Origin of the sequence: Streptomyces sp. NPDC085596 (assembly GCF_044541565.1) — a bacterium.
Lineage (GTDB): Bacteria > Actinomycetota > Actinomycetes > Streptomycetales > Streptomycetaceae > Streptomyces.
Window position 1 is genome coordinate 154518 of record NZ_JBITTC010000007.1, and the last position, 24991, is coordinate 179508.

21 protein-coding genes are annotated in these 24991 nt (G+C 73.3%); 11 read left to right on the forward strand and 10 right to left on the reverse strand.

The annotated features are described in order from the left end of the window. The first annotated feature begins 39 nt into the window (after positions 1–39). From ACIGA3_RS21425 to ACIGA3_RS21440, 4 genes are all read left to right on the forward strand, one after another. Complete coding sequence (locus ACIGA3_RS21425) at positions 40–1077, forward strand: ATP-binding cassette domain-containing protein (protein WP_399717933.1); 1038 nt, start codon at positions 40–42, stop codon at positions 1075–1077. Next, positions 1074–1853, forward strand: a complete 780-nt coding sequence (locus ACIGA3_RS21430) for an ABC transporter permease (protein ID WP_399717936.1) — start codon at positions 1074–1076, stop codon at positions 1851–1853. The genes ACIGA3_RS21425 and ACIGA3_RS21430 overlap by 4 nt, the downstream gene beginning before the upstream one ends. 128 nt (positions 1854–1981) lie before the next feature. Further along, the gene (locus ACIGA3_RS21435; protein WP_399717938.1) at positions 1982–4921 is read left to right on the forward strand and encodes an AfsR/SARP family transcriptional regulator; all 2940 of its coding nucleotides are present in this window, start codon (positions 1982–1984) and stop codon (positions 4919–4921) included. A gap of 224 nt (positions 4922–5145) precedes the next feature. Beyond that, the gene (locus tag ACIGA3_RS21440) at positions 5146–5337 is read left to right on the forward strand and encodes a hypothetical protein (protein ID WP_399717939.1); all 192 of its coding nucleotides are present in this window, start codon (positions 5146–5148) and stop codon (positions 5335–5337) included. Positions 5338–5478: 141 nt separating this feature from the next. Here ACIGA3_RS21440 and ACIGA3_RS21445 read toward each other — a convergent pair whose 3' ends face one another. Both ACIGA3_RS21445 and ACIGA3_RS21450 read right to left on the reverse strand, forming a co-directional pair. Continuing rightward, positions 5479–7833: a PQQ-binding-like beta-propeller repeat protein gene (locus ACIGA3_RS21445; RefSeq protein WP_399717942.1), complete on the reverse strand. Its 2355-nt coding sequence runs from the start codon at positions 7831–7833 to the stop codon at positions 5479–5481. 193 nt (positions 7834–8026) lie between these two features. After that, positions 8027–8755, reverse strand: coding sequence for a VOC family protein (locus ACIGA3_RS21450; protein WP_399717944.1), 729 nt, complete (start codon positions 8753–8755; stop codon positions 8027–8029). A 135-nt stretch (positions 8756–8890) separates the two neighbouring features. Between ACIGA3_RS21450 and ACIGA3_RS21455 the strand changes: the two genes are divergently transcribed. Then, complete coding sequence (locus tag ACIGA3_RS21455) at positions 8891–9526, forward strand: TetR family transcriptional regulator (protein WP_399718522.1); 636 nt, start codon at positions 8891–8893, stop codon at positions 9524–9526. A gap of 115 nt (positions 9527–9641) precedes the next feature. Then, positions 9642–10310, forward strand: a complete 669-nt coding sequence (locus ACIGA3_RS21460) for a pyridoxal 5'-phosphate synthase (protein WP_399717947.1) — start codon at positions 9642–9644, stop codon at positions 10308–10310. Between the two features lie 43 nt (positions 10311–10353). Here the strand turns inward: ACIGA3_RS21460 and ACIGA3_RS21465 are convergent, their stop codons facing one another. Then, positions 10354–11223 carry a GNAT family N-acetyltransferase gene (locus ACIGA3_RS21465; RefSeq protein ID WP_399717949.1) on the reverse strand — a complete coding sequence of 290 codons (870 nt, stop codon included), beginning with the start codon at positions 11221–11223 and terminating at the stop codon, positions 10354–10356. A gap of 166 nt (positions 11224–11389) precedes the next feature. Here ACIGA3_RS21465 and ACIGA3_RS21470 point away from each other — a divergent pair, with 166 nt between their 5' ends. Beyond that, the gene (locus ACIGA3_RS21470; RefSeq protein WP_399717951.1) at positions 11390–12568 is read left to right on the forward strand and encodes a flavin-containing monooxygenase; all 1179 of its coding nucleotides are present in this window, start codon (positions 11390–11392) and stop codon (positions 12566–12568) included. On the opposite strand, the gene ACIGA3_RS21475 is transcribed toward ACIGA3_RS21470, so the two are convergent. Then, positions 12565–13863: an MFS transporter gene (locus ACIGA3_RS21475; RefSeq protein WP_399717953.1), complete on the reverse strand. Its 1299-nt coding sequence runs from the start codon at positions 13861–13863 to the stop codon at positions 12565–12567. The genes ACIGA3_RS21470 and ACIGA3_RS21475 overlap by 4 nt on opposite strands. A 71-nt stretch (positions 13864–13934) precedes the next feature. Here ACIGA3_RS21475 and ACIGA3_RS21480 point away from each other — a divergent pair, with 71 nt between their 5' ends. After that, entirely contained in the window at positions 13935–14948 is a 1014-nt protein-coding gene (locus tag ACIGA3_RS21480; RefSeq protein ID WP_399717956.1) for a GlxA family transcriptional regulator, read from the forward strand. A 277-nt stretch (positions 14949–15225) separates the two neighbouring features. On the opposite strand, the gene ACIGA3_RS21485 is transcribed toward ACIGA3_RS21480, so the two are convergent. Together ACIGA3_RS21485 and ACIGA3_RS21490 are read right to left on the reverse strand one after the other, a co-directional pair. Further along, positions 15226–15720, reverse strand: a complete 495-nt coding sequence (locus tag ACIGA3_RS21485) for an ATP-binding protein (RefSeq protein ID WP_399718523.1) — start codon at positions 15718–15720, stop codon at positions 15226–15228. Positions 15721–16278: 558 nt separating this feature from the next. Continuing rightward, positions 16279–16659, reverse strand: coding sequence for an STAS domain-containing protein (locus ACIGA3_RS21490; protein ID WP_399717959.1), 381 nt, complete (start codon positions 16657–16659; stop codon positions 16279–16281). 337 nt (positions 16660–16996) lie between these two features. Between ACIGA3_RS21490 and ACIGA3_RS21495 the strand changes: the two genes are divergently transcribed. Together ACIGA3_RS21495 and ACIGA3_RS21500 are read left to right on the forward strand one after the other, a co-directional pair. Next, positions 16997–17569 carry an RNA polymerase sigma factor gene (locus ACIGA3_RS21495; protein WP_399717961.1) on the forward strand — a complete coding sequence of 191 codons (573 nt, stop codon included), beginning with the start codon at positions 16997–16999 and terminating at the stop codon, positions 17567–17569. Then, a complete protein-coding gene (locus tag ACIGA3_RS21500) occupies positions 17566–18807 on the forward strand; it encodes a maleylpyruvate isomerase N-terminal domain-containing protein (RefSeq protein ID WP_399717964.1) in 1242 nt (413 codons plus the stop codon). The genes ACIGA3_RS21495 and ACIGA3_RS21500 overlap by 4 nt, the downstream gene beginning before the upstream one ends. Positions 18808–18828: 21 nt before the next feature. On the opposite strand, the gene purU is transcribed toward ACIGA3_RS21500, so the two are convergent. After that, on the reverse strand, positions 18829–19722 hold the full coding sequence (gene purU, locus ACIGA3_RS21505; protein WP_399717967.1) for a formyltetrahydrofolate deformylase: 894 nt from the start codon (positions 19720–19722) through the stop codon (positions 18829–18831). A gap of 58 nt (positions 19723–19780) precedes the next feature. Further along, positions 19781–20281 (reverse strand): hypothetical protein, encoded by a 501-nt coding sequence (locus ACIGA3_RS21510; RefSeq protein WP_399717969.1) that lies wholly within the window; start codon positions 20279–20281, stop codon positions 19781–19783. Positions 20282–20398: 117 nt separating this feature from the next. On the opposite strand from ACIGA3_RS21510, the gene ACIGA3_RS21515 reads away from it, so the two are divergent. Next, positions 20399–21715 carry an ABC transporter substrate-binding protein gene (locus tag ACIGA3_RS21515; RefSeq protein WP_399717972.1) on the forward strand — a complete coding sequence of 439 codons (1317 nt, stop codon included), beginning with the start codon at positions 20399–20401 and terminating at the stop codon, positions 21713–21715. A gap of 20 nt (positions 21716–21735) precedes the next feature. On the opposite strand, the gene ACIGA3_RS21520 is transcribed toward ACIGA3_RS21515, so the two are convergent. Both ACIGA3_RS21520 and ACIGA3_RS21525 read right to left on the reverse strand, forming a co-directional pair. Then, on the reverse strand, positions 21736–23250 hold the full coding sequence (locus tag ACIGA3_RS21520; protein WP_399717974.1) for a hypothetical protein: 1515 nt from the start codon (positions 23248–23250) through the stop codon (positions 21736–21738). 198 nt (positions 23251–23448) lie between these two features. Continuing rightward, a complete protein-coding gene (locus tag ACIGA3_RS21525) occupies positions 23449–24834 on the reverse strand; it encodes a transcriptional regulator (protein ID WP_399717976.1) in 1386 nt (461 codons plus the stop codon). Positions 24835–24991 lie beyond the last annotated feature (157 nt).

Sequence of the window (24991 nt, forward strand, 5' to 3'; positions counted from 1 at the left end):
CACCCCCCTACTTCCCACTCCAGCCCTCAGGAGGGCCCCATGCCTTCGTCTGTCATGCCCACGCCCAGAAAAGCCACCGACGACGCACAGCCCGCCGCCGTCTCCGTCACCGGTCTGCGCAAGTCGTACGGCGACAAGACGGTGCTGGACGGCATCGACCTGAGCATCCCCGCCGGGACCGTGTTCGCCCTGCTGGGCCCCAACGGCGCCGGCAAGACCACCACCGTGCAGATCCTCTCCACCCTCATCGCGGCCGACGGCGGCCAGGCCCGGGTCGCGGGCCACGACATCACCACCGCGCCGGACGGCGTGCGCTCCGCGATCGGCGTCACGGGTCAGTTCGCCGCGCTGGACGACCTCCTCACCGCCGAGGAGAACCTCCTCCTCATGGCCGACCTGCTCCGCCTCGGCAAGCGTGAAGGGCGGGCCCGTACCCGGGAGTTGCTGGAGCGGTTCGACATCGCGGACGTGGCGAAGAAGCGGGCCGCGACCTTCTCCGGCGGTATGCGGCGCCGGCTCGACCTCGCCATGACCCTGGTCGGCGACCCCCAGGTGATCTTCCTGGACGAGCCGACGACCGGGCTCGACCCGCGCAGCCGCCGCACCATGTGGGACACCGTGCGCTCGCTGGTCGCGGGCGGCACCACGGTCTTCCTCACCACCCAGTACCTGGAGGAGGCCGACCAGCTGGCCGACCGGATCGCCGTCCTCGACGGCGGCCGGATCGTCGCCGAGGGCACCGCCGACGAGCTGAAGGCCCGCATCCCCGGCGCCCACGTACGGCTGCGGTTCACCGGCCCCGAGGAGTACGAGCGCGCGGCGGCGGCCTTCCCCGGCGCCGCGCGGGACGACGAGAACCTCGCCCTCCGGGTGGCGGGCGACGGCGGCCTGGACGCGCTGCGCGCCCTGCTGGACCGGCTCGACGCGGCGAACATCAGCGCCGCCGGCTTCTCCGTGCACACCCCCGACCTGGACGACGTGTTCCTCGCGCTGACCGGCCAGGGCGCCACCGGCACCCCGCTCCACGTCCACACCGACGCCCGCACCGACGCCACCGTCAAGGAGACCCAGCGATGAGCACCCTCACCTACGCCGTGCACGACTCGATGACGATGCTGCGGCGCAACGTCAAGCACGCCATCCGCTATCCGGCCGTCTCGCTCGGCAGCTCGATGATGCCGATCCTGATGCTGCTGCTGTTCGTGTACGCCTTCGGGGGCGCGATCGGCAGCGGGATGGGCGGGCGGGACGCCTACCTGGAGTATCTGACCCCCGGCGTGATCGTCATGGGGGTGGCGGCCGGGGCGATGTCGACCTCGATCGCGGTCTGCTCGGACATGACCGAGGGCATCATCAACCGCTTCCGCACCATGAACATCACCCGCTCGTCGTTCATGACGGGGCATGTCATCGGCAGCGTCCTCCAGACGATGGTGAGTCTCGTCCTGGTGATCGGGGTCGCGCTCGCCCTGGGGTTCCGGCCGGACGCGACTCCGCTGGAGTGGCTGGCCGCCACCGGGTTCCTCGCGGCCATCGCGTTCGCGGTGACCTGGCTGTCGGTGGCGCTCGGCCTGATCTCCAAGACGGTGGAGTCGGCGAGCAACAAGCCGCTGCTGGTCCAGTTCCTGCCGTTCCTGGGCTCCGCGTTCGTGCCGGCCGGGTCGATGTCGCCGGGGCTGCGCTGGTTCGCCGAACACCAGCCGTTCACCCCGATGAACGAGACCCTGCGCGGTCTGCTCACCGGCTCGGCGATCGGCGACAACGGCTGGATCTCGCTCGCCTGGTGCGCGGGGATCGCGCTGGTCGGCTACATCTGGTCCCGCTCGCTGTTCAACAGCACGACCACACGCTGAGCCCGCGAGTGTAAAAACTTTGTGGAGTCCCCCGCGCCGCCTTGTGATCGGCGTCTCGCACGGCTGACGCAAGTGCCGTGAAGAAGGCAAACTGGCTGCGGAAGTTGGATTGCCTAGGGGGCGAACGCATGGACGGTGGGCCGCGGATGCCTGAGCAGCGGGTCTCCGGTTCCGCCGTGCTGCGGTTCGGAGTACTCGGGCCGGTGCGGGCCTGGCGCGGTGAAGCGCCGGTCCCCACCGGCTCTCCGCAGCAACGGGCCCTGCTCGCGGCTCTGTTGCTGCGAGAGGGCCGTACCGCCACGGCGGCCGAACTGATCGACGCGCTCTGGGGGGCCGAACCGCCGCCCAGGGCGCTCGCGGCCGTCCGGACGTACGCGTCCCGGCTGCGCAAGGTGCTCGAACCCGGCGTTCTGGTCAGCGAGTCCAGCGGCTACGCCATCCGGACGCTCGCCCCGCTGGACCTCGTCGTCGCCCAGGAACTCGCCGCGCAGGCCGAGAAGGCGCGCGGCGCGGGGGAGTTGGGCGAGGCGCGGGAGACCCTGAACCGGGCGCTGGCGCTCTGGGACGGCGAGCCCCTGGCGGGCGTCCCGGGCCCGTACGCGGAGGCGCAGCGGGTGCGGCTGGAGGAGTGGCGGCTCCAACTCCTCGAATCCCGGCTGGACATGGACCTGGAGCAGGGCAGTCACGCCGAGTCCGTCTCGGAGCTGACCGCGCTGACCGCCGAGCATCCGCTGCGCGAACGCTTCCGCGAGCTGCTGATGCTGGCGCTGTACCGCAGCGGCCGTCAGGCGGAGGCGCTGGCGGTGTACGCGGACACCCGGCGGCTGCTCGCGGAGGAGCTGGGCGTGGACCCGCGTCCGGGGCTCAGCGACCTCCAGCAGCGCATCCTGCGGGCCGACCCGGCGCTCGCGGAGCCCTCGGCACCGGCTGCCGAACCTTCCGTGGTCCTCGTACGCCCCGCCCAACTGCCCGCTTCCGTGCCGGACTTCACCGGCCGGTCGGCGTTCGTGACCGAGCTGAGCGACGTGCTGGCGTCGGCCTCGGAGGCGGAGGGCCGGGTGATGGCGGTGTCCGCGCTGGCCGGGATCGGCGGCGTCGGCAAGACCACCCTCGCGGTGCACGTGGCCCACCGGGCGCGGGCCGCCTTCCCGGACGGACAGCTGTACGTCGACCTCCAGGGTGCGGGCCCGCGCCCGGCGGAGCCCGAGACGGTGCTCGGTTCGTTCCTGCGGGCGCTCGGCACGGCGGACTCGGCGGTGCCGGACTCACCGGAGGAGCGGGCCGCGCTGTACCGGTCGGTGCTGGACGGGCGCCGGGTGCTGGTGCTGCTGGACAACGCCAAGGACGCGGCGCAGGTCAGACCGCTGCTGCCCGGCACCGAGGGGTGCGCGGCGCTGGTGACCTCGCGGGTGCGGATGGTCGGTCTCGCCGGGGCGCATCTGGTGGACCTGGACGTGATGTCGCCCGAGGAGGCGCTGTCGCTGTTCACCAAGATCGTGGGTGAGGAGCGGGTCGCGGCCGAGAAGAAGGCCGCGCTGGACGTGGTGGCCGCGTGCGGGTTCCTGCCGCTGGCCATCAGGATCGCCGCCTCCCGGCTCGCCGCCCGCCGCACCTGGACCACCTCGGTGCTCGCGGCCAAGCTGGCGGACGAGCGGCGCCGGCTGGACGAGCTCCAGGCCGGCGACCTCGCGGTCAAGGCCACCTTCGAGCTGGGCTACGGCCAGCTCGAACCGGCCCAGGCGCGGGCGTTCCGGCTGCTGGGCCTCGCCTACGGCCCCGACCTGTCGCTGGCGGCCGCCGCCGCGCTGCTGGACCTCGGCCCGGAGGACACCGAGGACCTGCTGGAGTCGCTGGTCGACACCTCGCTGCTGGAGTCGGCCGCGCCGGGCCGCTACCGCTTCCACGACCTCGTACGGCTCTACGCGCGTGCCTGCGCCGAGCGGGACGAGCACGAGCCCGGCGAGCGGGCGGCCGCGCTCTCCCGGCTGCTGGACTTCTATCTGGCCACGGCCGCGCGGGTGTACGCGATCGAGCGGCCCGGCGACCGGACCGTGGAGCATCTGCACCCCCACGGCCACGAGGGGCTGTCCTTCGCCGGGCACCGGGACGCGCTGGACTGGCTGTACGCGGAGGCCGACTGCCTGCTGGCCTGCGTACGGCAGTCGGTGGCGCAGGGCAGTCTGCGGCGGGCGGTGGATCTGCTGCTCGTCGCCAAGGACCTGGCCGAATCCGGCGCCAACGCCCACCAGTTCGGCGCGGCGGCGACCGTCGTCCGGGACGCGGCGGCAAAGGCGGGGGACGCGCTGGTGGAGGGCCGGGCGCGCACCACGCTGGCCCAAGTGCACATCAACGCGGGCCGGTTCGACGAGGCGGAGGCGGAGGCCGAGCGCGCGGTGGAGCTGGCCCGGTCCGCCGGGGACCCGTGGATCGACTGCAACGCCCCCAGCGAGCGCGGGATCGTGGCCGCCTACCGCAGCCGGCACGCCGAGGCCGAGAGCTACCTCCAGCGCACCCTGACCGCCTACCGCGCGGACGGCAACCTGCCGGGCGAGGCGAGCGCGCTGTGCAATCTGTCGCGGGTGCACCTGTCGATGGGCCGGGTCGACAGCGCGGTGGAGCTGGCCGAGTCCGGCGTCGCCGTCTACCGGCATCTGGGGCTCACCGTCCGTCTGGCGAACGGGAGTTACGCGCTCGGGCTGGCGCTGGCCGAGTCGGGGCGCACGGAGGAGGCGGAGGCGCGGCTCACGGAGGCGCTGACCATCTTCCGGGACAGCCGGCAGCGGCTTTGGGAGGGCATGACCCTCTACCGGCTCGCGGGACTCCGCCTGGCGGACCGTCCGGCGGCCGCCGCGGCCCTGGCCGAGCAGTCCCTGTCGGTCCTGCTCCACGTGGGCGGTGACTGGCGCCGCGCGGGTGTCCTCACCGTCCTCGGCAAGTCCCTCGACGCGCTGGGCGAGTCGGACCGGGCCCGCGCCTGCTGGACGGACGCGCTGAGCGTCTACGACAGGCTGGGCTCGGCGGAGGCGGCTTCCCTGCGGGAACTGCTGTCACCTGCGGCGACCGGGTGAACACCGGTCCGCCGAAATGCGCGCGACCCGGCGTTCATCGTTCGTTTATCGTGCCCGTGCAGTCTTCTCGCAGCCGATTCGTCGTCACGGGGGCGGGCGGATCGGTAGTGCCGTCGGTCGCCCAAGCGGTGACCGGCTGTGACCGGGTCCGTCCGGAAGCCCTCGGGGGAGCGGCCGGGCGGCCCCGGCCACCACAGCACACCTCAGAGCAACGGAGTCCGTCGATGAGCGACGCCAAGAAGTCCGACGAAGTCACCACGCAGGAGAGCCACATCACCGGTGAGGGCGCCAAGGCGGCGGCCGCCGAGGAGCTCACTCCGCAGGAGAGCCACATCACCGGCGAGAAGAAGGCCAAGGGCGAGCTGGACGACGTCACCACGCTCGAGAGCCACATCACCATCGGCGACCCGCGCTAAGCGGGGAAGCGCACGGGGGGCGTGGCCGCGGCGGAGCGGAGGGGGAGCCGCCGCGGCTCACGCGGGAACACGGAACGGCCGGGTCGGGGGACCCGGCCGTTTCCGTCGTTCTCCGTCGCTTACCGGTGCTCCCGTGGACCCTCAGGTCGTACGGGCCGTCCCGGTGCCCTTCTCCGCGTCCAGCGCGTACACGCACCGGTCCTTGCTGCACGCGTACACCACGCCGTCCTTGACGACCGGTGAGCCGGTGATCTCGCCGCCGGTGGCGAGTTTCCAGCGCAGCCGGCCGTCGTCGGCCTTGAGGGTGTACAGCAGGTGGTCGGTGGAGCCGAAGTGGATACGTCCCTCGGCCACCGAGGGCGCGCCCACCACGTCACCGCCCGCCTGGAAGCGCCACTTGGGCGTGCCGGTGACCGCGTCCAGCGTGTAGAGGCCCTTGCCGCTGCCGACGTGCACATGCCCGGCCGCCACCAGCACCGGTTCGACCGAGGACCGGGCCTCGGTGGCGATGCGCCAGCGGTCGCGGCCGTCGGCGGCGTCCAGGGCGTAGACCGTGCCGAGGTAGTCGGCGAGGTAGACCCCGCCGCCGGTGACCGCCGGGCCCGGTACGAAGGCGGGCGGGGACAGGAACACCGCCGGGGCCTCGAAGTGCCAGCGCACCCTGCCGGTCGACACCTCGATGGCGAGGACCCGGCTGCCCGCGCTGACGTACACATGGCCGTCCGGCGCCGGGGTGACCCGTACCGGCACACCGCCGCAGGAGGCCGCGTCGCCGATCGGGTACGACCAGCGCTCCTCCCCCGTGCGGGCCTCCAGCGCGCGCAGCCGGGCGTCCTGCCAGACGTAGACCGTGCCGTCGTGCACGGCGGGACCGGCCTCGGGCGACTCGAAGTCGGTCTGGCAGCCGGAGATCTCCCACAGCTTGCGCCCGGCCGCCGCCTCCCACGCCTGCACCCCGCCGCCGCGCGTGCCGGTGACGACCGTGCCGTGGTCGGCGTGCAGGGAGTACACCCAGGCGTCCGTGGACAGCCGCCACAGGTCGGTGCCCTCGCGGGCGTCCAGCGCGAACAGGGTGGGCCCGTCGGAGGCGTGGATACGGCCGTCCGCGACCGCCATGGACCAGGCCACGTCCCGTGTCTTGAAGCGGCGCCGCCCGGTGGCGACGTCCAGGGCGTGCACCTCGAAGGAGGTGACGTAGACGAGGTCCCCGTCGACGGACGGGGTGCCCCACACGTCGTTGGACATCCGGAACCGCCACGGCCGCCAGCCCGCCGCCGTCTCCGGCAGCTGCGGCGGCAGCAGGGGTACGGCCGGGTCGGCGCCGTTGACGCCGGGGCGCGGCCGGGACCAGTTCGCGACCAGACCGGCCTCCGGCGGCGGTGCCTTCACGGCGGCCGCGCGGGCGTCGGCGACGCGCGGGCCGGGCCCGATGGGCACCTTCAGCCCGGCCAGCCGCACCGGCCCGGTGTCGGGGCCGCCGGACGGCACGGGGGCCGGGGAGGGGCCCGGGACGACCGGGTCGTAGGACGGCGGCGGGGGCAGGGCCGGGCGGCCGGCGCTGCGCGGGCCTGGCGGCAGCGGGGCGGGCTTGGCGGGCGGACGGCTGCCCCGGCGGGACTCGATGAGCGCGACCGCCTTCTCCGGCAGCCAGGCGGAGGCGGTACCGGAGTCGTCGGAGCCGGAGCCGAACAGATGCGGGGCCAGCTGGGCCTGGAGGTCGGCCGGGGAGGGTCTGCCGGGGGCCTCCATCTTCATGCAGGCGTCGATCAGGGGGCGCAGCTCGTCGGGCAGCCCGGTGACGTCCGGGCCCTCGCGCAGCAGCATGAACACCGTCTCGACCGGGTTGGCGCCGTGGAAGGGCGGGTGGCCGGTGGCGGCGAAGACCAGGGTGGAGCCGAGCGAGAACACGTCGCTGGCGCCGGTGACGCTGCGGGAGTCCTTGGCCTGCTCGGGCGACATGTAGGCCGGGGTGCCCACCGCGACGTTCGTCATCGTCAGCCGGGTGTTGGACACCCCGGAGGCGATGCCGAAGTCGATGACACGGGGGCCGTCCTCGACCACCAGCACGTTGGACGGCTTCATGTCGCGGTGGACCAGACCGGCGCCGTGGATGGACTGCAGGGCCTCGGCCACGCCCGCCGCGAGCCAGCGCACCGCCTGGGCCGGGAGCGGCCCGCACTCGTTCACTATTTCCTCGAGCGAGGGCGCCGGGACGTACGCGGTGGCCAGCCAGGGCACCGCCGCGCGCGGGTCGGCGTCGACGACGGCGGCCGTGTAGAAGCCGGAGACCGCGCGGGCCGCTTCCACCTCGCGGGTGAAGCGGACCCGGAAGAGCTGGTCCTCGGCCAGCTCCGTGCGGACCGTCTTGATGGCCACCCGCCGCCCCGACGCCGAGCGCGCCAGATAGACCAGCCCCATGCCGCCGGCCCCCAGCCGGCCCAGCACCTCGAACGGCCCGATCCGCCGCGGATCGTGCTGTGTCAGCTGATCCACCACTTGCCTGCCACCTCCCCGTACGAGCCGCGTCTTCCGCCTTTGGACGCGACCGAAGTGCAGCGTCTCACCACCGCACCGCCATGGCGGCACGCACCCCGATTCTTCCTGGCCGGGCGGCCGGTTGCGAACCCGGTGGCGAATCGGGGTGTCTCGTGCCCTATCCCGTCATTTCACCGCCCCCGCTTCCGTCCCGTCACCGGGTCAGCAGCGCGAAGGACGCCCCTTGATTGTCCGTGACGACCGCCACCCGTCCGTACGACGCGTCGAAGGGCGGCACCTGGACCCGGCCGCCGAGCCGCCGCACGGTGGCGAGGGCGGCGTCGAGGTCGCCGACGCGGAAGTGCACGAGGAAGTGCGGGGGCATCTCGGCCGGGAAGACGTCGGTGATGAGCGCGCGGCCGAAGTCGGGCTCGGCACCGGAGCCGAACAGGGCCTCGTGGAAGAGGTCGCCGTAGAAGGTGTTCGCGGCGCGGGGGTCGGGGGTGTACAGCTCGGTCCAGACGAACGAGCCCGCCTCGCCGCGCCGCCCGAAGCCGGGGTGGCCGTCGGACTGCCACAGCCCGAACACCGCGCCCTCGGGGTCGGTGACCAGGGCGGCGGCGCCGAGGTCCGCCACCGCGAAGGGGCCCGAGATCAGGCGGCCCCCGGCGTCGGTGATCTTCCAGGCCAGGGCGCGGGCGTCGGGGGTGGCGAAGTACACCGTCCAGACGGTGGGCATCCGGCCGTCGGTCTTGGGCGCGAGCGAGGCGACCGGTTCGCCGTCCAGCCGGGCCCAGACGGAGGCGCCGGGGGCGTCCTCGCCGTCGAAGGTCCACCCGAACAGCTCGCCGTAGAACCGCTTGCCCGCCTCGACGTCGGGGAGCTGGGCGTCCGCCCAGCAGGGGGTGCCCTCTCCGTACATCGATGCACTGTTTTCGGCCATGTCGTCAAAGTAACCGGGACCCGCGCACCCCGCAGGACCAGCGAAAGCTTGGCTCCACCGGGTCCGCACCCCATTTGCAGTCGGCCGAATCGCGCTCCTGCCCCCCGTCGGTAAGCTGACGGCATGACAGGACAAGTGCGTACCGTCGACGGCCGGGTGGCCGGCCGACGTGGGCAGGCGACCCGGCAGAAGCTGCTCGACTGCCTCAGCGAGATGCTCAGCTCCTCCCCGTACCGAGATGTCAAGGTCATCGATGTCGCGCGGAAGGCGGGCACGTCGCCCGCGACCTTCTACCAGTACTTCCCGGACGTCGAGGGTGCCGTCCTGGAGATCGCCGACTCGATGGCCGCCGAGAGCGCCGACCTGACCGAGCTGCTCGCGGGGCGCAGCTGGACCGGGAAGGCGGGGTGGCAGACCGCGCAGGACCTGGTGGACGGCTTCCTGGACTTCTACCGGCGCCACGACGCGATCCTGCGCGTGGTCGACCTGGCGGCGGCCGAGGGCGACAAGCGGTTCAACAAGCTGCGGATGAAGATCCTGAACGCGGTGAACGGTTCCCTCACCGAGGCGATCACCGAGCTCAAGTCCAAGGGACGGGTGGACAAGGACGTGAACCCGGCGGCGATCGCCGGTTCGCTCGTCACCATGCTGGCCTCGGTCGCGTCCCACCAGAAGGGCTTCACCGCCTGGGGCGTGAAGCAGGCCGAGATCAAGCCGAACCTGGCGCTGCTGATCTATCTGGGAGTGACCGGCAAGAAGCCCACCAAGTAGCGACCGGCACCCGCACCGGCCCCAAGTCCTGTCTGGCAGGCGGTGGTCCACCTCGGCGTGGACCACCGCCTGTCGCCGTGTCCGGGGCCGGACGCGGCGGCGGATACTCGGCCCCATGGCACACGACGAACTCGACGGATTGTTGCGCTCCCTCCGTGTCTGGTCCCCGGACACCACCGAGCTGCGGCCCTTCGACCCGGACACCGCTCCCCCGACCCCGCTGCCCCTGTTCACCGTCTGGCTGGCCGAGGCGGCGCGGGCGGGCCAGCCCGAGCCGCACACCATGTCGCTGGCGACGGCGGACGCGGAGGGGCGGCCGGACGTGCGGATCGTGATGCTGCACGGCGCCGACGCCGACGGCTGGTCCTTCGCCACCCACGCCACCAGCCGCAAGGGCCGCGACCTGCACACCAACCCGCACGCGGCCCTGGCCTTCTACTGGCCGCTGCTGGGCCGCCAGGTCAGGGTGCGCGGACCGGTGACGGCGGCCCCCGCCGAGGCCGGCCAGGCCGACCTGCACGCCCGCTCCACCGGCGCCCTCGCCGCCGCCCTCACCGGCCGCCAGAGCGAGGACCTGGCCTCACTGGACGAGCTGCGCCGCGCCTCCGAGGCCGCCTGGGACCAGGCCCGCGAGAACCCCTCCACCCCGGCTTCCACCTGGACCCTGTACCGGCTCCACCCCCGCTCGGTCGAGTTCTTCCAGGGCGACCCCGACCGCCGCCACGTCCGTCTGGAGTACCGGCGGACGGAGTTCGGCTGGGAGCGGCGGCTGCTGTGGCCGTGAGGCTCAGCGGGCCGACGTGAGCCTCAGCGGGCCGACGTGAGCCTCAGCGGGCCGGTGCGCCGAACGCCCAGACCGCGAAGTCGGCGACGCTCCGGTAGCCGATGCGCTGGTAGAGACGGTTCGAGGTCGGGTTGGCCAGGTCGGTGAAGAGCAGCACCTCCGTGCCGTCCTCGCGCGCGCACCGGCTCACCTCGGCGGTGACCGCGCCCGCGTACCCCCGGCCCCTGAGGTGGCCCGGGGTGTAGACCGGGGCCACCCTCACCTGTCCGGCGGTCTCGGGGGTGGTCCCGGCCACGGAGACGGGGGTGCCGTCCGGGGTCTCCCAGAGGGTGAGACCACCGTGGGCGAGGCGGGCGTCCACCCACTGCTCCGGGTCCTGGCGCACGTGGCCGCCGGTCGCCGCCGCGAACTCCACGTACCAGCGCGCCAGCAGCTCCCGGTCGGCCGGACCGGCGACTCTGGGGCGGCCCTCGGGGGCGGGGTGCACGGGGGTCAACCCGTCCAGGCGGTAGAGGCGTTGGCTCTGGATCAGCTCGGCGTCCGCCCCGGTCAGGCGCCGCCAGGCCGAGGCGAAGGCGGCGGCGGTGTCCCGCTCGCCCGAGACACCGGGGACCCGGTGGCCGAGGCCGGCGAGCCGGGCGGCCAGGGCGGCCGCGTCGGACGGGTCGAGGGGGGTGAGCTGGAGCGGGGCGGGCGGGGTGTGCAGCAGGGTGGCCAGCACCGCACCGTCCGGGTCGCGTAGCACGCCGAAGCGGGGTGGCTGGTCGCCGTACACCTTCGGGCCGCGCACCCTGAGCGTCTCGGCCACCGTCAGCTGCACGGTGTGCGTCGCGGGACGGGAGCACAGGAAGTCACCTGCCTCCGTCAGGAATTCACCGAGGTCGTCCGTCAACTGCCACGCATCCGGGTCCATCTGTGGATGATGGCTCCCCTACGCCCTTGCACGCACCGGGATTTAACCCCGGCTATGGGGCGTTCCGGGCGGCCTGTCCGGGCCGTGCGCCGAGGCGTGATCAATCCGCAACCGATTCCGGTCTTGACCGAGACCCATCAATCGGGTGTGTGAATACGCTCGCGCTATGGCCGACTCGCGTCCCTCGTTCACGGACCTCTCCGCGACCCCCGCCGACCGTCCCGTCTATGTCATCGGGGCGGGTCCCGGCGGGCTGGCGGTCGCGTACGCGCTGCGGGCCCGCGGGGTGCGGGCGGTGGTGCTGGAGAGGAGCGACCGGGTGGCCGCGTCCTGGCGGCGCCACTACGACCGGCTGCGGCTGCACACCACCCGGCGGCTGTCCGCCCTGCCGGGCCTGGCGATACCGCGCAGGTTCGGGCGCTGGGTGGCACGGGACGACGTGGTCCGGTACCTGGAGAAGTACGCCGAACACCATGAGCTGGAGATCGTCACCGGCGTCGAGGTGTTCCGGGTGGAGAAGGCCGAGGACGGCGCGGGCTGGCTGCTGCACGCCTCCGGTGGGCGCGAGCTGACCGGCGCCGCCGTGGTGGTCGCCACCGGCCACAACCACACCCCGCGCCTGCCGGAGTGGCCCGGCACGGACGGCTACGAGGGTGAGCTGCTGCACGCCTCCTCGTACCGGAATCCGGGGCCGTACGCGGGCCGGGACGTGCTGGTGGTCGGGGTCGGCAACACCGGTGCGGAGATCGCCGTGGACCTGGTGGCGGGCGGGGCCTCGCGGGTGCGGCTGGCGGTGCGGACGGCGCCGCACATCGTGCGCCGCTCCACGGCCGGCTGGGCGGCCCAGTACACCGGCATCGTGGTGCGGCGGCTGCCGGTGCGGCTGGTGGACCGGCTCGCCCGGCCGCTGGCCCGCGTCAGCACCCCGGACCTGTCCGGGCACGGGCTGCCGCGTCCGGAGGCCGGGCTGTACAGCAGGGTGCGGCAGGGCGCGATCCCCGTGCAGGACGTCGGCCTGATCGACGCCGTGCGCACCGGCAAGGTGGAGATCGTGGCCGCCGTCGAGGGGTTCGAGGACGGCAAGGTGGCCCTCGCCGACGGCACCCGGATCGCACCGGACGCGGTGATCGCGGCGACCGGGTACAGCCGGGGCCTTGACTCCCTGGTGGGCCACCTGGGCGTGCTGGACGAGCGCGGCAGACCCGCGACCCACGGCGCCCGCACCCCCAAGGACGCGCCCGGCCTGTACTTCACCGGGTTCACCAACCCCATCAGCGGCATGTTCCGCGAGCTGGCGATCGACGCGGAGCGCATCGCCAAGGCGGTGTCCCGGCGGCTGCGTTAGGCCACGGCCACGACCGCCGGGCGGCGCCGGATCACCAGGGACATCAGGGCCGCCGCCGCGCACAGCGAGCCCGACGCGTACCAGACCATGTCGTAGGTGCCGAAGACGTCGCGGGCGAACCCGCCGAGCCAGGCGACGAGGGCCGCGCCGATCTGGTGCGAGGCGAGCACCCAGCCGAAGACGATCGCGGTGTCGTCCCCGAACCGCTCCCGGCACAGCGCCAGGGTGGGCGGGACGGTGGCCACCCAGTCCAGGCCGTAGAAGACGATGAAGAACACCATCGGCACATGGACGGCCGGGCCCAGCAGCATCGGCAGGAACAGCAGCGAGACACCGCGCAGCGCGTAGTAGACGGCGAGCAGCCGCCGGGAGTCGAAGCGGTCGGTGAACCAGCCGGAGGCGATGGTGCCGAGCACGTCGAACACCCCGATCACCGCGAGCAGCGAGGCCGCCGCCGGTACGGGCATGCCGTGGTCGTGGGCGGCGGGCACGAAGTGGGTCTGGATCAGGCCGTTGGTGGAGGCCCCGCAGATCGCGAAACTGCCCGCGAGCAGCCAGAACTGGCCCGTGCGCACGGCGGAGGAGAGCACGGTGAGCGCGCGCCGCGCGGCCCCGGTGACCGGCGGCGGCTTGGGCACGAACTCCGTTGATCCGTAAGGCTTCAGGCCCACGTCGGCCGGGTGGTCGCGCAGCAGCAGCCAGACGAACGGGACGACGGCGAGCGCGGCCAGGGCGACCGTGACGGCGGCCGGGCGCCAGTGGTGGTGCTCCACGATCCAGGACAGCAGCGGCAGGAAGATCAGCTGGCCGGAGGCGGACGCGGCGGTCAGGATGCCGCTGACCAGCCCGCGCCGCGCGGTGAACCAGCGCCCGGTGACGGTCGCGGCGAATGCCAGCGCCATCGAGCCCGAGCCGAGCCCGACGAACAGACCCCAGCAGAGCATCAGTTGCCAGGGCGACGTCATCCACACGGTCAGCCCGGCGCCGAGCGCGATCACGGTCAGCGCGATGGCGACGACCCGGCGGATGCCGAAGCGGTCCATCAGCGCGGCCGCGAACGGCGCGGTGAGCCCGTAGAGCGCCAGGTTGACGGAGACGGCCGCGCCGATGGTGCCGCGCGACCAGCCGAACTCCGCGTGCAACGGGTCGATCAGCAGTCCGGGCAGCGACCGGAAGGCGGCCGCACCGATGATCGTGACGAAGGTGACGGCGGCGACGAACCAGGCGCGGTGCACACGCCGGCGTCGGGCCGGTGCGTCCTGGACGGGGGCGGGAGCGGGACGGGTCTGAGTCACGTGCTCCAGCGTCCCGGCACCGGCCGTGCGCAACGAGTGGCCCGTAGGACAGCGTTCGCTAGGATCGGGCCATGACCGCTGAGATCCCGGCCCCGGACGGCGAGTTCCGTCCGCACCGCGTCGCCGTCCTGGCTCTGGACGGGCTGATCCCCTTCGAACTCGGCATCCCTCACCGCGTCTTCGGCCGCCCGACGGACGCCCGGGGCCGGCCGCTGTACGAGGTGGTGACCTGCTCGATCCGGCCGCCCGGCCCGGTCGAGACCAGCGCCGACTTCGCGGTGGACGTACCGCACGGCCCGGAAGCCCTGGCCACGGCGGACACGGTGATCGTCCCGGCGTCCTACGAACTCGGCCCGGTCTTCGAGGAGGGACGGCTCACCCCCCAACTCGCCTCCGCCCTGGCCCGCGTCCGCCCCGGCACCCGCTTCGCCTCCATCTGCGTCGGCGTGTACGTCCTGGCGGCGGCCGGACTGCTCGACGGGCGCCCGGCGAGCACCCATTGGGCCGACGCCGACCGGTTCCAGCAGCTGTTCCCGCAGGTCCGGGTGGACGCCGATGTGCTGTTCATCGACGACGGGGACGTGCTGACCTCGGCGGGGGTCGCGGCCGGGATCGACCTGTGCCTGCACATGGTGCGCCGCGACCACGGCACGGCGGTCGCCAACGACGTGGCCCGGCGCATGGTCGTACCCCCGCACCGCGACGGCGGTCAGGCGCAGTACATCCACCGGCCGGTGCCCGACCCGCAGTTGGCGACCACCACCGCCGCCCGCGCCTGGGCGCTCGGCCGACTGCACGAACCGCTCCAGCTGCGGGACCTGGCCGAGCGGGAGGCGATGTCGGTACGGACCTTCACCCGGCGCTTCCGCGAGGAGGTCGGGGTGAGCCCGGGGCAGTGGCTCACCGCACAACGCGTCGAGCTGGCCCGGCAGTTGCTGGAGTCGACGGATCTCTCGGTGGACCAGGTCGCACGGGACTCGGGGTTCGGCACGGCCCAGTCGATGCGCCAGCATCTCCAGCAGGCACTGGGCGTGACACCGACCGCCTACCGCCGCACCTTCCGCGCGGGCGCCGCCGTCGAGTGAGGGCGGGCGCGGGCGTCCACACCCTGTGGAGCGCGGGCGGCGGACCGGCCGGCGGCGCACCCCCTCGCGTCCCCCCGCCACCGCCAACCGGTGCGACCCACACTCGGCGAGGGCTCACCCCCGCATGCCCTCGCCGTCCCCTCGCGGCGGAATCGCCGTCCCCCAGCCTCCGCAACGCGCGCACCACCCGTCAACACCGGTACGGCGATTCATGCCCTATGCCCTCTTCACGCCGGGCGCGCACGGGAGCACACCCGGCGCACGCCCGCGAGGTTGGCTAGAACGCTTCGAAGAGAAGATCCTCGTAGGCGGCCGGTCGGACCCCGTACGCCGGGGCCGCGCCCTCACGGGGCTGCGAACAGCGGTCCAGCTCGCACCAGATGCTCTTGCCGACGCCCTCGGGGCTCCAGCCCCAGCGGTCGGCGAGACAGTCGACGAGGGCGAGACCCCGGCCGCCGGTGGCATCGCGCCCGGCGCAGCGCGGCACGGGCGCGCGGGAGCTGGCGTCGGCCACCTCCAGCCGCACGGTCACCGAGGCCACCGGCTCCGCACCGGCGGGCGTCGGGGGCGGGGCACCGCCGGGCAGCGACAGTCGCAGCAGCGCCGGGCGGCCGGTGTGCACCACCGCGTTGGTCACCAGCTCGGAGACGAGCAGGATCAACGTCTCGGCCAGCGGCTCGTCGGCCGCTATCCCCAGCCCGGCGAGCCGCGACCGGGCCCACTTCCTCGCCCGCCCCACTTCTTCGGGGTCGGGCCGGATCTCCAGCTGCACTTGAAGCACCTGCACCGCTCACACCATCCGAACCGGCGGACACATGACCGCACGACGACCCGCCGCCGCGGCGCGAACCGCGACGAACCGCACGACGAGGGCCACGATCGTAGCCATTTTCTGCATGGCCAGAACAACGGCCAGAGCAAGCGTTACGGAACGTGATTCCCTTACGAGACAGCATGGTTGACGTACAGTCACGCCAACAAGCGCTTCGGGCATATTCCCGCGCGAAGGAGTACTCGTGCGGCATACTGTGCGACGCACTCGCCGGGGAGTCGAACAGGCGGGGCGCGGGGCGCCCGTCACCCCGCGAGCAGCGGCGCGCACCGCCCGATCCGGCGACGCCCCACGGGCCTCACCGGTGGCGCTCGCGGTCACCGTCACTCGCATCCCACACAAGGTACCGGAGCGGTCGGCCGACTCCGGGCCGTGACGAGTCACAGTCGGGGCACGGGAGACAACTGCACGCTGCGTGACGTGTTTTCGCCACGATCCGCGACATCCAAGGCCAAGGATCGTGGCACCGAGGTCGCTCACCTCGGGGATCGGCCGCATTCAGGCGGAGAGCGACCCGGCCTCGTCGGCGGTGGCGGAGGCCACGTCCGGGCGCACGTCGAAGAGGCGGCGGACACCGAGCGCGCCGAGCACGCGGTTCACGTGCGAGCCGTCCTCCGCGCCCCGGTCGGGCAGGATCAGCCGCAGCCTGCCCTGGCAGGAGCGGATCAGCCGGCGGGAGGCGATGAGCACGCCGACGCCGCTGGAGTCGCAGAAGAAGACCTCGGAGAGATCGAGGACCAGGCTGTGGTGGCCCTCGGCGACCACGTCGTGCACCCGCTGCCGCAGCACGGGCGAGGTCACCAGGTCCAGTTCGCCGGCCACCAGGAGCACCGCCCATTCGCCCCGTTCGGTGCCGGTCACTTCGAAAGCCACGGCCACACCTCTCCGCTCGGCGGATCTTGCGGAACCACCCGGAAATGGAAGCAGTTCCTTCGGTTCTTTCCGCGCGGCTGCCCAGCGGCCGTTTCCCTGAAACACGGAACCGCAAACCGCGGGAGATCGACATAGGGCTTGTTTCGGTCACTATCGATCGGGTTCGATCGTACTTCGATCGGAGATGGGCCCGAGATAAGTGAAGGTGATGTGAAGGGCCCTCTACCACCTGCGGCGCTGCCGGGGGCGCGCATTGACACAAAGGGGCGTGCGCTGTCACACGTGCCGACTACATTCGAGGGGACACCGGGGACACCCTGGACACGGCGAGGGGAGGAACCACATGCCGGCCAAGGACGCACCGCCCCGCTGGGACCGCACGATGCAGCAGCGGCTCGCGCGCGGTGAGGCGGCCGCCCTGGGCGAGCTGTACGACCGGTTCGCCTCCCTGGTGCAGAGCCTCGCGCACCGCGTGCTGAGCGACGAATCGGCTGCCGACGCCGTGACCCGCGAGGTCTTCGCCCATGTCTGGGAGCACCCCGACACCTACGACCACCGGCAGGGCCCGCTGCGCACCTGGATCGCCGCGACGACCCAGCGGCTGGCCGTGCAGCGGCTGCGCGAGAGCGAGACGGCCGCGCTCGGCGGCGACTCCCCGGAGGAGCTGGCGGCCCTGGAGGGCCGGGTCCGGCACGCCTCCGTCGCCGCCCGTGCCGACTACATCGCCCACTCGATGCCGCACCCGCTGCGCGCCGCGCTGGAGCTGGCCTACTTCCAGCGGCGCGACTACCGCCAGGCCGCCGCCGACCTCGGCGTCACCGAGGACGAGGCCCGCCGCCGGCTCCGCCTCGGCCTGCAACTGCTCTCGACCGCCCACGACGCCGGGGCGCCACCGGAACTCGGGGGTGCGCGATGAACGGCCCGGACCGCTCCGAGTCCCCCGGCGGGCGCGAGCACGGACGCGGGGACGACGCGGCGGAGCGCCTGCCCGAGCAGCGCCGCCCGGACAGTGTCCCCGCGCGCGTCCCCCTGCCCCACTCCCCCGCCGGGCCCGAGCGGCCCGCCCTCTCGCACGAGGTGCTGCGCTCCCTGCTCGGCGCCTGGGCGCTGGCCGCCTGCTCGGCGGCGGAGACGGAAGCCGTGGAGGAGCACCTAGGCGAGTGCGGGGCCTGCGCGGACGAGGCGCGGCGACTGCGCGAGGCGGTCGGCCTGCTGCACCGCCCGGAGAGCCTGGAGGTGGACCCCACCCTGCGCAACCGGGTCCTGGAGAACTGTCTGCGCCGCCGTCCGCCGCGCATCCCGGTCCCCGAGTGGGCGGCGTCGTACGACGCGGAGACCGCCCGGCTGGACGCGCTGCTGCGGGACTTCGGGGACGCCGAGTGGCACACGCCGGTGCGGCTGCGCTGGTTCGAGGCGGGCGTGCCCGCGACCCGCCGGACGACGGTGGCCGGCGTGATCGCGCATCTGCTGTCGGTCGACGGCATGGTGGCGACCGCGCTCGGCCTGGAGGACCCGCTGACGGATGCCGTCGCCAAGGCCGAACCGGACGTACGGGGCGCGGCCGGGCCCGCCGGGCGGACCGAGGCGTTCTGGCGGGCCTCGCACTTCCCGCAGACCCGCGCGGTGCGCGCACGGTGGCGGGACCAGAGCCACCAGCTGCTGCGGACGGTGTCCTTCACCGGCGGCGCGGGCGGCTTCCCGGTGGGCTACGGCGACTTCACACTGCCGCTGCGGGACGCGATGGTGGACCGCGCCTTCGAGTGCTGGGTGCACGCGGACGACATCGCCAAGGCGGTGCACTACCCCTACGACCCGCCCGCCCCACGGCACTTGAGCCGCATGATCGAGCTGGCGGCCCGGATGCTGCCGCTGGCGGTCGCCGCACACCGCGGCGCGGCCCCGGCGGGCACCCCCGGCCGCAGCCTGCGCCTGGAGATCGAGGGCGCGGCCGGCGGCCAGTGGCTGATCCCCCTGGACTCCCCGGCAGACGCCACCCCCGACCGGGAGATCGCCCATGTAGCCCTCGACGGAGTCGAGTTCTGCCGCCTGGCAGCCGGCCACCTCACCCCGGAGGAAACCACGGCGGGCCAGAGGGGCGACCGGGACGCGATCAGGGACGTCCTGACAGCAACGGCGTCACTGAGCCGCATGTGAGAAGCCCAGGAGCTCCTTCGACTAGGCGAACACGACGGTCCGGCGCCCGTTGAGCAGAATCCTCCGCTCGGCATGCCACTTCACGGCCCGGGCCAGCGCCTGACACTCCACATCCCGCCCGATGGCGACCAGCTGGTCCGGCCGGAGCTCATGCCCCACCCGCTCGACCTCCTGCTCGATGATCGGCCCCTCGTCGAGATCGGCGGTGACGTAGTGCGCGGTGGCCCCGATCAGCTTCACCCCCCGCTCATGCGCCTGGTGATAGGGCTTCGCACCCTTGAAGCTCGGCAGGAACGAGTGGTGGATGTTGATGATCCGCCCGCTCAGCGCCTTGCACAGATCGTCCGAGAGCACCTGCATGTACCGAGCGAGCACGACCAGTTCGACCTGCTCCTCACGCACCAGCTCCAGCACCCGCGCCTCGGCCTGGGCCTTGGTGTCCCTGGTCACCGGGATGTGGTGGAAGGGGATGTTGTACGACCCCACCAGCTCTTCGAAGTCCGTGTGGTTGGACACCACGGCGGCGATCTCCACCGGCAGCGCCCCGATGCTGGCCCGGAACAGCAGGTCGTTCAGGCAGTGCCCGAACTTGCTGACCATCAGCACGATCCGCATCTTCTGGTCGCCCCGGCTGATCTGCCAGTCCATGTGGAAGGAGTCACCGATCGCGGCGAAGCTCGCCCGCAGCTTGTCCAGCGTGACGGGGGCGTCCGCCGAGAAGTGGACGCGCATGAAGAACAGATCCGTGTCGTGGTCGCCGAACTGCTGGCTGTCCTCGATGTTGCAGCCGGTCATGAACAGATAGCTCGACACGGCGTGCACGATGCCCTTTTTGTCCGGGCAGGAAAGGGTGAGGACGTACTGGTCCGCCGGGGTGTCGACAGCGGCGGCGGCTCGGCTGGGCTGCTCGTTCATGCACTACACGATCTCACGCCGGGCAGCCCGGCCGGGGCCCGCGTCCGTCAGGCGGACCTCAGACAGCGGTCGTCAGGATGCGCAGCGCCTCCAGGCTGCGCGGGGCCGCCGCCGGGTCGTCGCCGTCGCTGGCGGCCAGGCGCAGATGGGCGTCCTGGGCGGCCCGTACCGCCTCCGGCCACTGCGGGTGGGCGAGGTAGACGGCGACCGGCGCGTCCGGGCCGACCTGGTGCACGATCCGCAGCACCCGCAGCACGGCGGTGTCCACGAGCGCCGCCTCCTGGGAGTCCCGGAAGATGGTGCCGACGTATTTCTCCGCGGACCAGTTGTCCAGCCAGGTGTCCTCCACCAGCCGGTACACCGCGTCGGTGACGTCCCCGTACCCCTCCACGCCCGCGAGCCAGACGTCGCGCTGGAAGGCCGGGTCGGAAAGCATGTGCAGCGCGGAGCGCACGTTGCTGCGCCAGCGCCACCAGGGCATGTCGTTATGCGGCATGCCGCCCATGGTGGAGGAGCGACGGCCGCGACGGGAAGAGTTCTCCGAACCTTGCACGGTCATCGATCGTACGTTCCGCGCCGCACCGGCCACATTCGCCCCCGTAATTCACCCTCGCGTCACCCGTTGTCGACCGGGTGTCACTCCCCGGTTGGCGATGTGCGGGAATCGTGCGTGCCCATGACCGGCAGGCGACGCACCCCCGACAGCTCTCCTTCCTCCCCCCGGCCGCGGGCCGCCCGGTACGCGGGCGCGCTGGCCGTCTGTGCCGTGCTGACCGCCGGCTGCGGGACCGTGCCCGGTACGGGCGGCGGCTCCGGGGACGGCACGGTCAGGGTGATGACCTGGGCGCCGCAGAACACCGGCGCCACCAACAAGCCCGGCATGCCCGCGATGGCCCGCGCCTACGCGAAGTGGATCAACAAGCACGGCGGCCTCGGCGGCCGCCGTCTGACCGTGCTGACCTGCGACGAGCACAACGACAGCGTGGGCGCCGCCAAGTGCGCCCGGCGCGCGGCGGCGGAGGACGTCGTCGCGGTCGTCGGCTCCTACAGCCAGTTCGGCGACTCCTTCCTCGCCCCGCTGGAGAGCGCGGGCATCCCGTACATCGGCGGCTACGGCGTCACCAGCGACGAGTTCACCGGCCCGTACTCCTACCCGGTCAACGGCGGCCAGCCCGCGCTGCTGGCGGGGCTCGGGCAGGCGCTGGCCGAGGGATGCGGGCCCGTCGCGCTGGTCCGGCCGGACAGCATCGCCGGGGACGAGCTGCCCGCACTGCTCGACTCGGGCCTGAAGGCGGGCGGCCACCCGGCGGCCACCGACCAGCTCGCCGCCGAGGACGCCACCGAGTACGGCGACCAGGCCGAGCGGGCGCTGCGGAGCGCGACCGCGGACCCGGCACGCAAGGGGTGCGTGGTGCCCGCCCTCGGGGACCGCACCGACACCTTCATGGACTCCTTCCGCCGCGCCCGCGCCGAGCACGCCCCGGTGCGCACGGCGACCGTGCTGGGCAGCGTGGACCAGACGGAGATCAACGCGACCGGCGGGGCGTCGGGCCCGTACGAGGGGGCGTACATCACCAGCTGGTACCCGGTGGCGTCCGATCCGCGCTGGAACCCGATGAAGCAGGTGATCAACGAGGAGGCGTTCGGCGACAACAGCATCGACCCGGCCGACGCCGGGGTGCAGACCACCTGGATCGCCTACACCGTGCTGCGGGCCGTGCTGGAGCGGATCGGCGACGGCGAGGTGAGTGCCGACGCGGTGCGCCACACCCTCGACGGCGGTCTGAAGGTGGCCACCGGCGGGCTGACCCCGACCCTGCGCTGGCCGGACGAGACCCGGCTCGCCTCGGTCGGCTTCCCCCGCCTGGTCAACGCCGACGTCACCCTCCAGGTGGTCCGGGAGGGCAGGCTGACCGCCGTCCGCCCGGGCAGCGCGGGGGCCGCGGCGGGCGGCGACATGACGCGGACGCTGGAGGGCGCGGACGTGGGCTGACCCCCGTCCGCGCCCGGACCTCAGAGCTGGGTCGGCTGGCGGGTGGTGAGCCCGTACTTGGTGGCGATGGCGTTCCAGAGCTGGGCCGCCTTCGCCTTCTGGGCGCTGGCGGTGCCGCTCTGCGCGTTGCCGGCCTGGCTGTGGTTGGTCGAGCGGGCGTGCCCCTTGTTGCAGACCTTCTTGCTCTTGGCCTGCCTGGCCCAGACCGCGTAGTGGTTGTCGGCCGCGGCCGACGCCTGCCAGGCAGCGGTCAGCGCCGCGTTCAGCTCGGCGTTGGCGGGCAGCTTGTCCACGGACAGCTTGCCGAGCCGGGCGACCAGGTCGGCGCGCTGCTTGGCGGCGCCGCGCAGGTCGGCGGCGGCCTGGTCCAGGTTCTGGCACTGCTTGATGCGCTCCACCGACTGGATGACGGTGCTGCGGCTGCTGCCGCTGTCGGCGAGCAGCTTGTCCAGCTCGACCGCCTGCGGCTGGGCCGGGTCGGCGGCCGAGGCGGACGGCGAGGGCTGCTCGCTGGCCGGGGTGGAGGAGGCGATCGGACGGTTGTCGTCGTCACCGTCGTCACCGCCGCCGCTGAGCAGCGCGCCCGCACCGATGCCGAGGACTACGATGCCGACGCCTATGGCCGCGATCACCGGCACGCGCGAACCGGTACGGCCGCCACGCCGTCCGCCGTCGTCGTCGTGGTCCATCGGCGGCCGGTAGGCGGGCTGGCCCGAGACGACCGGCGCCGTACGCGGGTCGCCGGCGGGGACGCGCGGCATCTGCTGGGTCGCGCCCTGAGCGGCGTCCCCGCCGTGCTGGGCGCCCCGGAAGAGGTTGTCGAACTCGGCGGGCGGCTGCCGGTCGGCGCCGTCGGCACCGGCCTGGTACGGCGGGATGTACTGGGTGGCCGCCTCGTCCATGGGCTGCTGCGGGTAGCCCTGGCGGCCGTCGTTGCCGGTGGCCTCGGGCGGCAGCGCGCCCGACGCCACCGGGGGTATGTACTGAGTGGCGGCCTGGTCGGCGCCGCCCGACGGGACCGGCGGGAGGTACTGGGTCGCGCCCTGGTCGGCGCCGCCCGACGGGACCGGCGGAAGGTACTGGGTAGCGCCCTCGGGTCCCTGGCCGGGGCCCGGTCCCACCGGCGGCATGAACTGCGTGGCGGCCTCCTCCATCGGCGGCAGCGGCGCGGCCTGCGCCGGGTAGCCGTCGTTGCCGTAGCCCTGGTGCTGCTGCGGGTAGGGCTGGGCGCCGCCGTAGCCCTGCGCGTCGTACGCGGGGCCCTCGGGCGGCATCGGGCCGGGGCCGGCCGGCTGCTCCGGGGTCTGCCATTGCTGGGCGGCGGCCGGGGGCCAGCCCTGGCCCTGCTGGGGCTGCTGCTGCGGCTGCTGGTCCTGGCCGGGGCCCCAGGAGCCGCCCCACGCCTGGCCGCCGGGCGGCACCGCGGGGGTTCCCGTCATGCCCGGCAGCAGGGGCTCCCCTCCGTCGGAGGGCAGCACGATGCCTTCGTGCGCGGGTCGCGCCGAGGGCTCATCGCCCTGTCCACTCTGCGTCACCGGGACTCCTACGATTGAAGGACGTTCGGAATCGTCGGCTCACGCTACCGGGTCCGCCGAGCCCGGTGCCACGCAGCTCAGCGCCCGAGCACCATCCCTGTGACAGCGGTAACAGAACCACCGCCCTCCACGCTGTATTTGGTCGCCGTCGCGCCCGAGTGCCCTGTCTCACAAGCCCACTCGGACGCGACGCCCTCCTCAGGCCGCCTGCCGGACGTCGAGCCGCGCCCCGAACTCCCGCACCACCGCCTCGTCCCTGAAGGGCTGCAACCGCTGCTGGAGGTCCTCCAGATACTCGGCGCCCCGCTCGGAGCGGAGCGTCTCCAGCAGTTCCACCGCCTTCAGACCGGTGCCGCACGCCTGCTCGATCTCCCGCTGCTGCACCTGGGCCGTGGCGAGGAGCACATAGCCGATGGCCCGGCGCCGGGCGCGGGAGGCGGGGTGCCGCTCCAGTGCCTGGCGGGCGTACCGGGCCGCCGCCTCGGCCTGGCCGAGGTCGCGATGGCAGTGCGCCAACTCGTCGGCGAGGTAAGCCTCGTCGAAGTGGGCGATCCACACCGGGTCGTCGCCGTCCGCCGCGTCGGCCCGCTCCAGCGCCGAGATGGCCCGCCCGGCGGACGCCTGCGCGGCGCGCACATCGCCCAGTACGGCGTGCCCGCGCGCCTCGGCCGCGTGGAACATCGACTCCGCGCGCGGGGTGACCCGGCCACGGGCGCCCTCCTGCGCGGCGCGCGCCAACTGGGCGATCTCGCGCGGGTTTCCCAGCTCGGCGGCCAGGTGGCTCATGGAGGCGGCCAGCACATAACCGCCGTACGCCCGGTCCCCGGCCGCCTGCGCCAGGCGCAGCGACTGGATGTAGTACCGCTGGGCCAGGCCCGGTTGGCCGGTGTCCACCGCCATGTACCCGGCCAGCTCGGTCAACCGGGCGACGGCGGCGAAGAGTTCGCGCCCGACCGCCTCCCGGTACGAGCCCGCGAGCAGGCCGGAGACCACGCTGTTGAGGTAGTGCACGACGACCGGGCGGACATGCCCGCTGCCGTACTGGTGGTCGAGGTCGACCAGCGCCTGGGTCATCGAGCGCACGGCCGCCACGTCGGCCTGGCCCACGCGCGGGCCCGCCTGCCGGGCCACCTGGGCGTCCGGCGCCGAGATCAGCCAGTCCCGGCTGGGCTCGACCAGCGCCGAGGCGGCTACCGAGGAGCCGGACAGGAAGTCCCGCCGGCCCACATCGCTGCGCCACAGCTCGCAGACCTGCTCGATGGCCCCCAGCACCGTCGGCGAGAACTGGAGGCCCACGCCGGAGGCGAGGTTCTTGCCGTTGGCCATGCCGATCTCGTCGATCGTGACCGTACGGCCGAGCTTTCGGCCGAGCGCCTCCGCGATGATCGCCGGGGCGCGCCCGCGCGGCTGCTGGCCGCGCAGCCAGCGGGCCACGGACGTCTTGTCGTAGCGCAGGTCGAGACCGTGCTCGGCGCCGCACATGTTGACGCGCCGGGCCAGCCCCGCGTTCGAGCACCCCGCTTCCTGGATCAGTGCCTGCAGCCGTTCGTTCGGCTGCCTCGCCACTAGCGGCCTCGCGGCCATGCGCTACCCCCTGCGAACCCCTGGAGCGTGAAGATCACTGGTCGTTCCGGTCCTGAGATCACTTCCCAGTCGACATAGCGTCAATGCGCGACATGTGCGGTTTGCCGGGGTAAAGCCGTCGCCCCGGTGCCCCCGTGCCCTTCCTGGTTACCCGCGC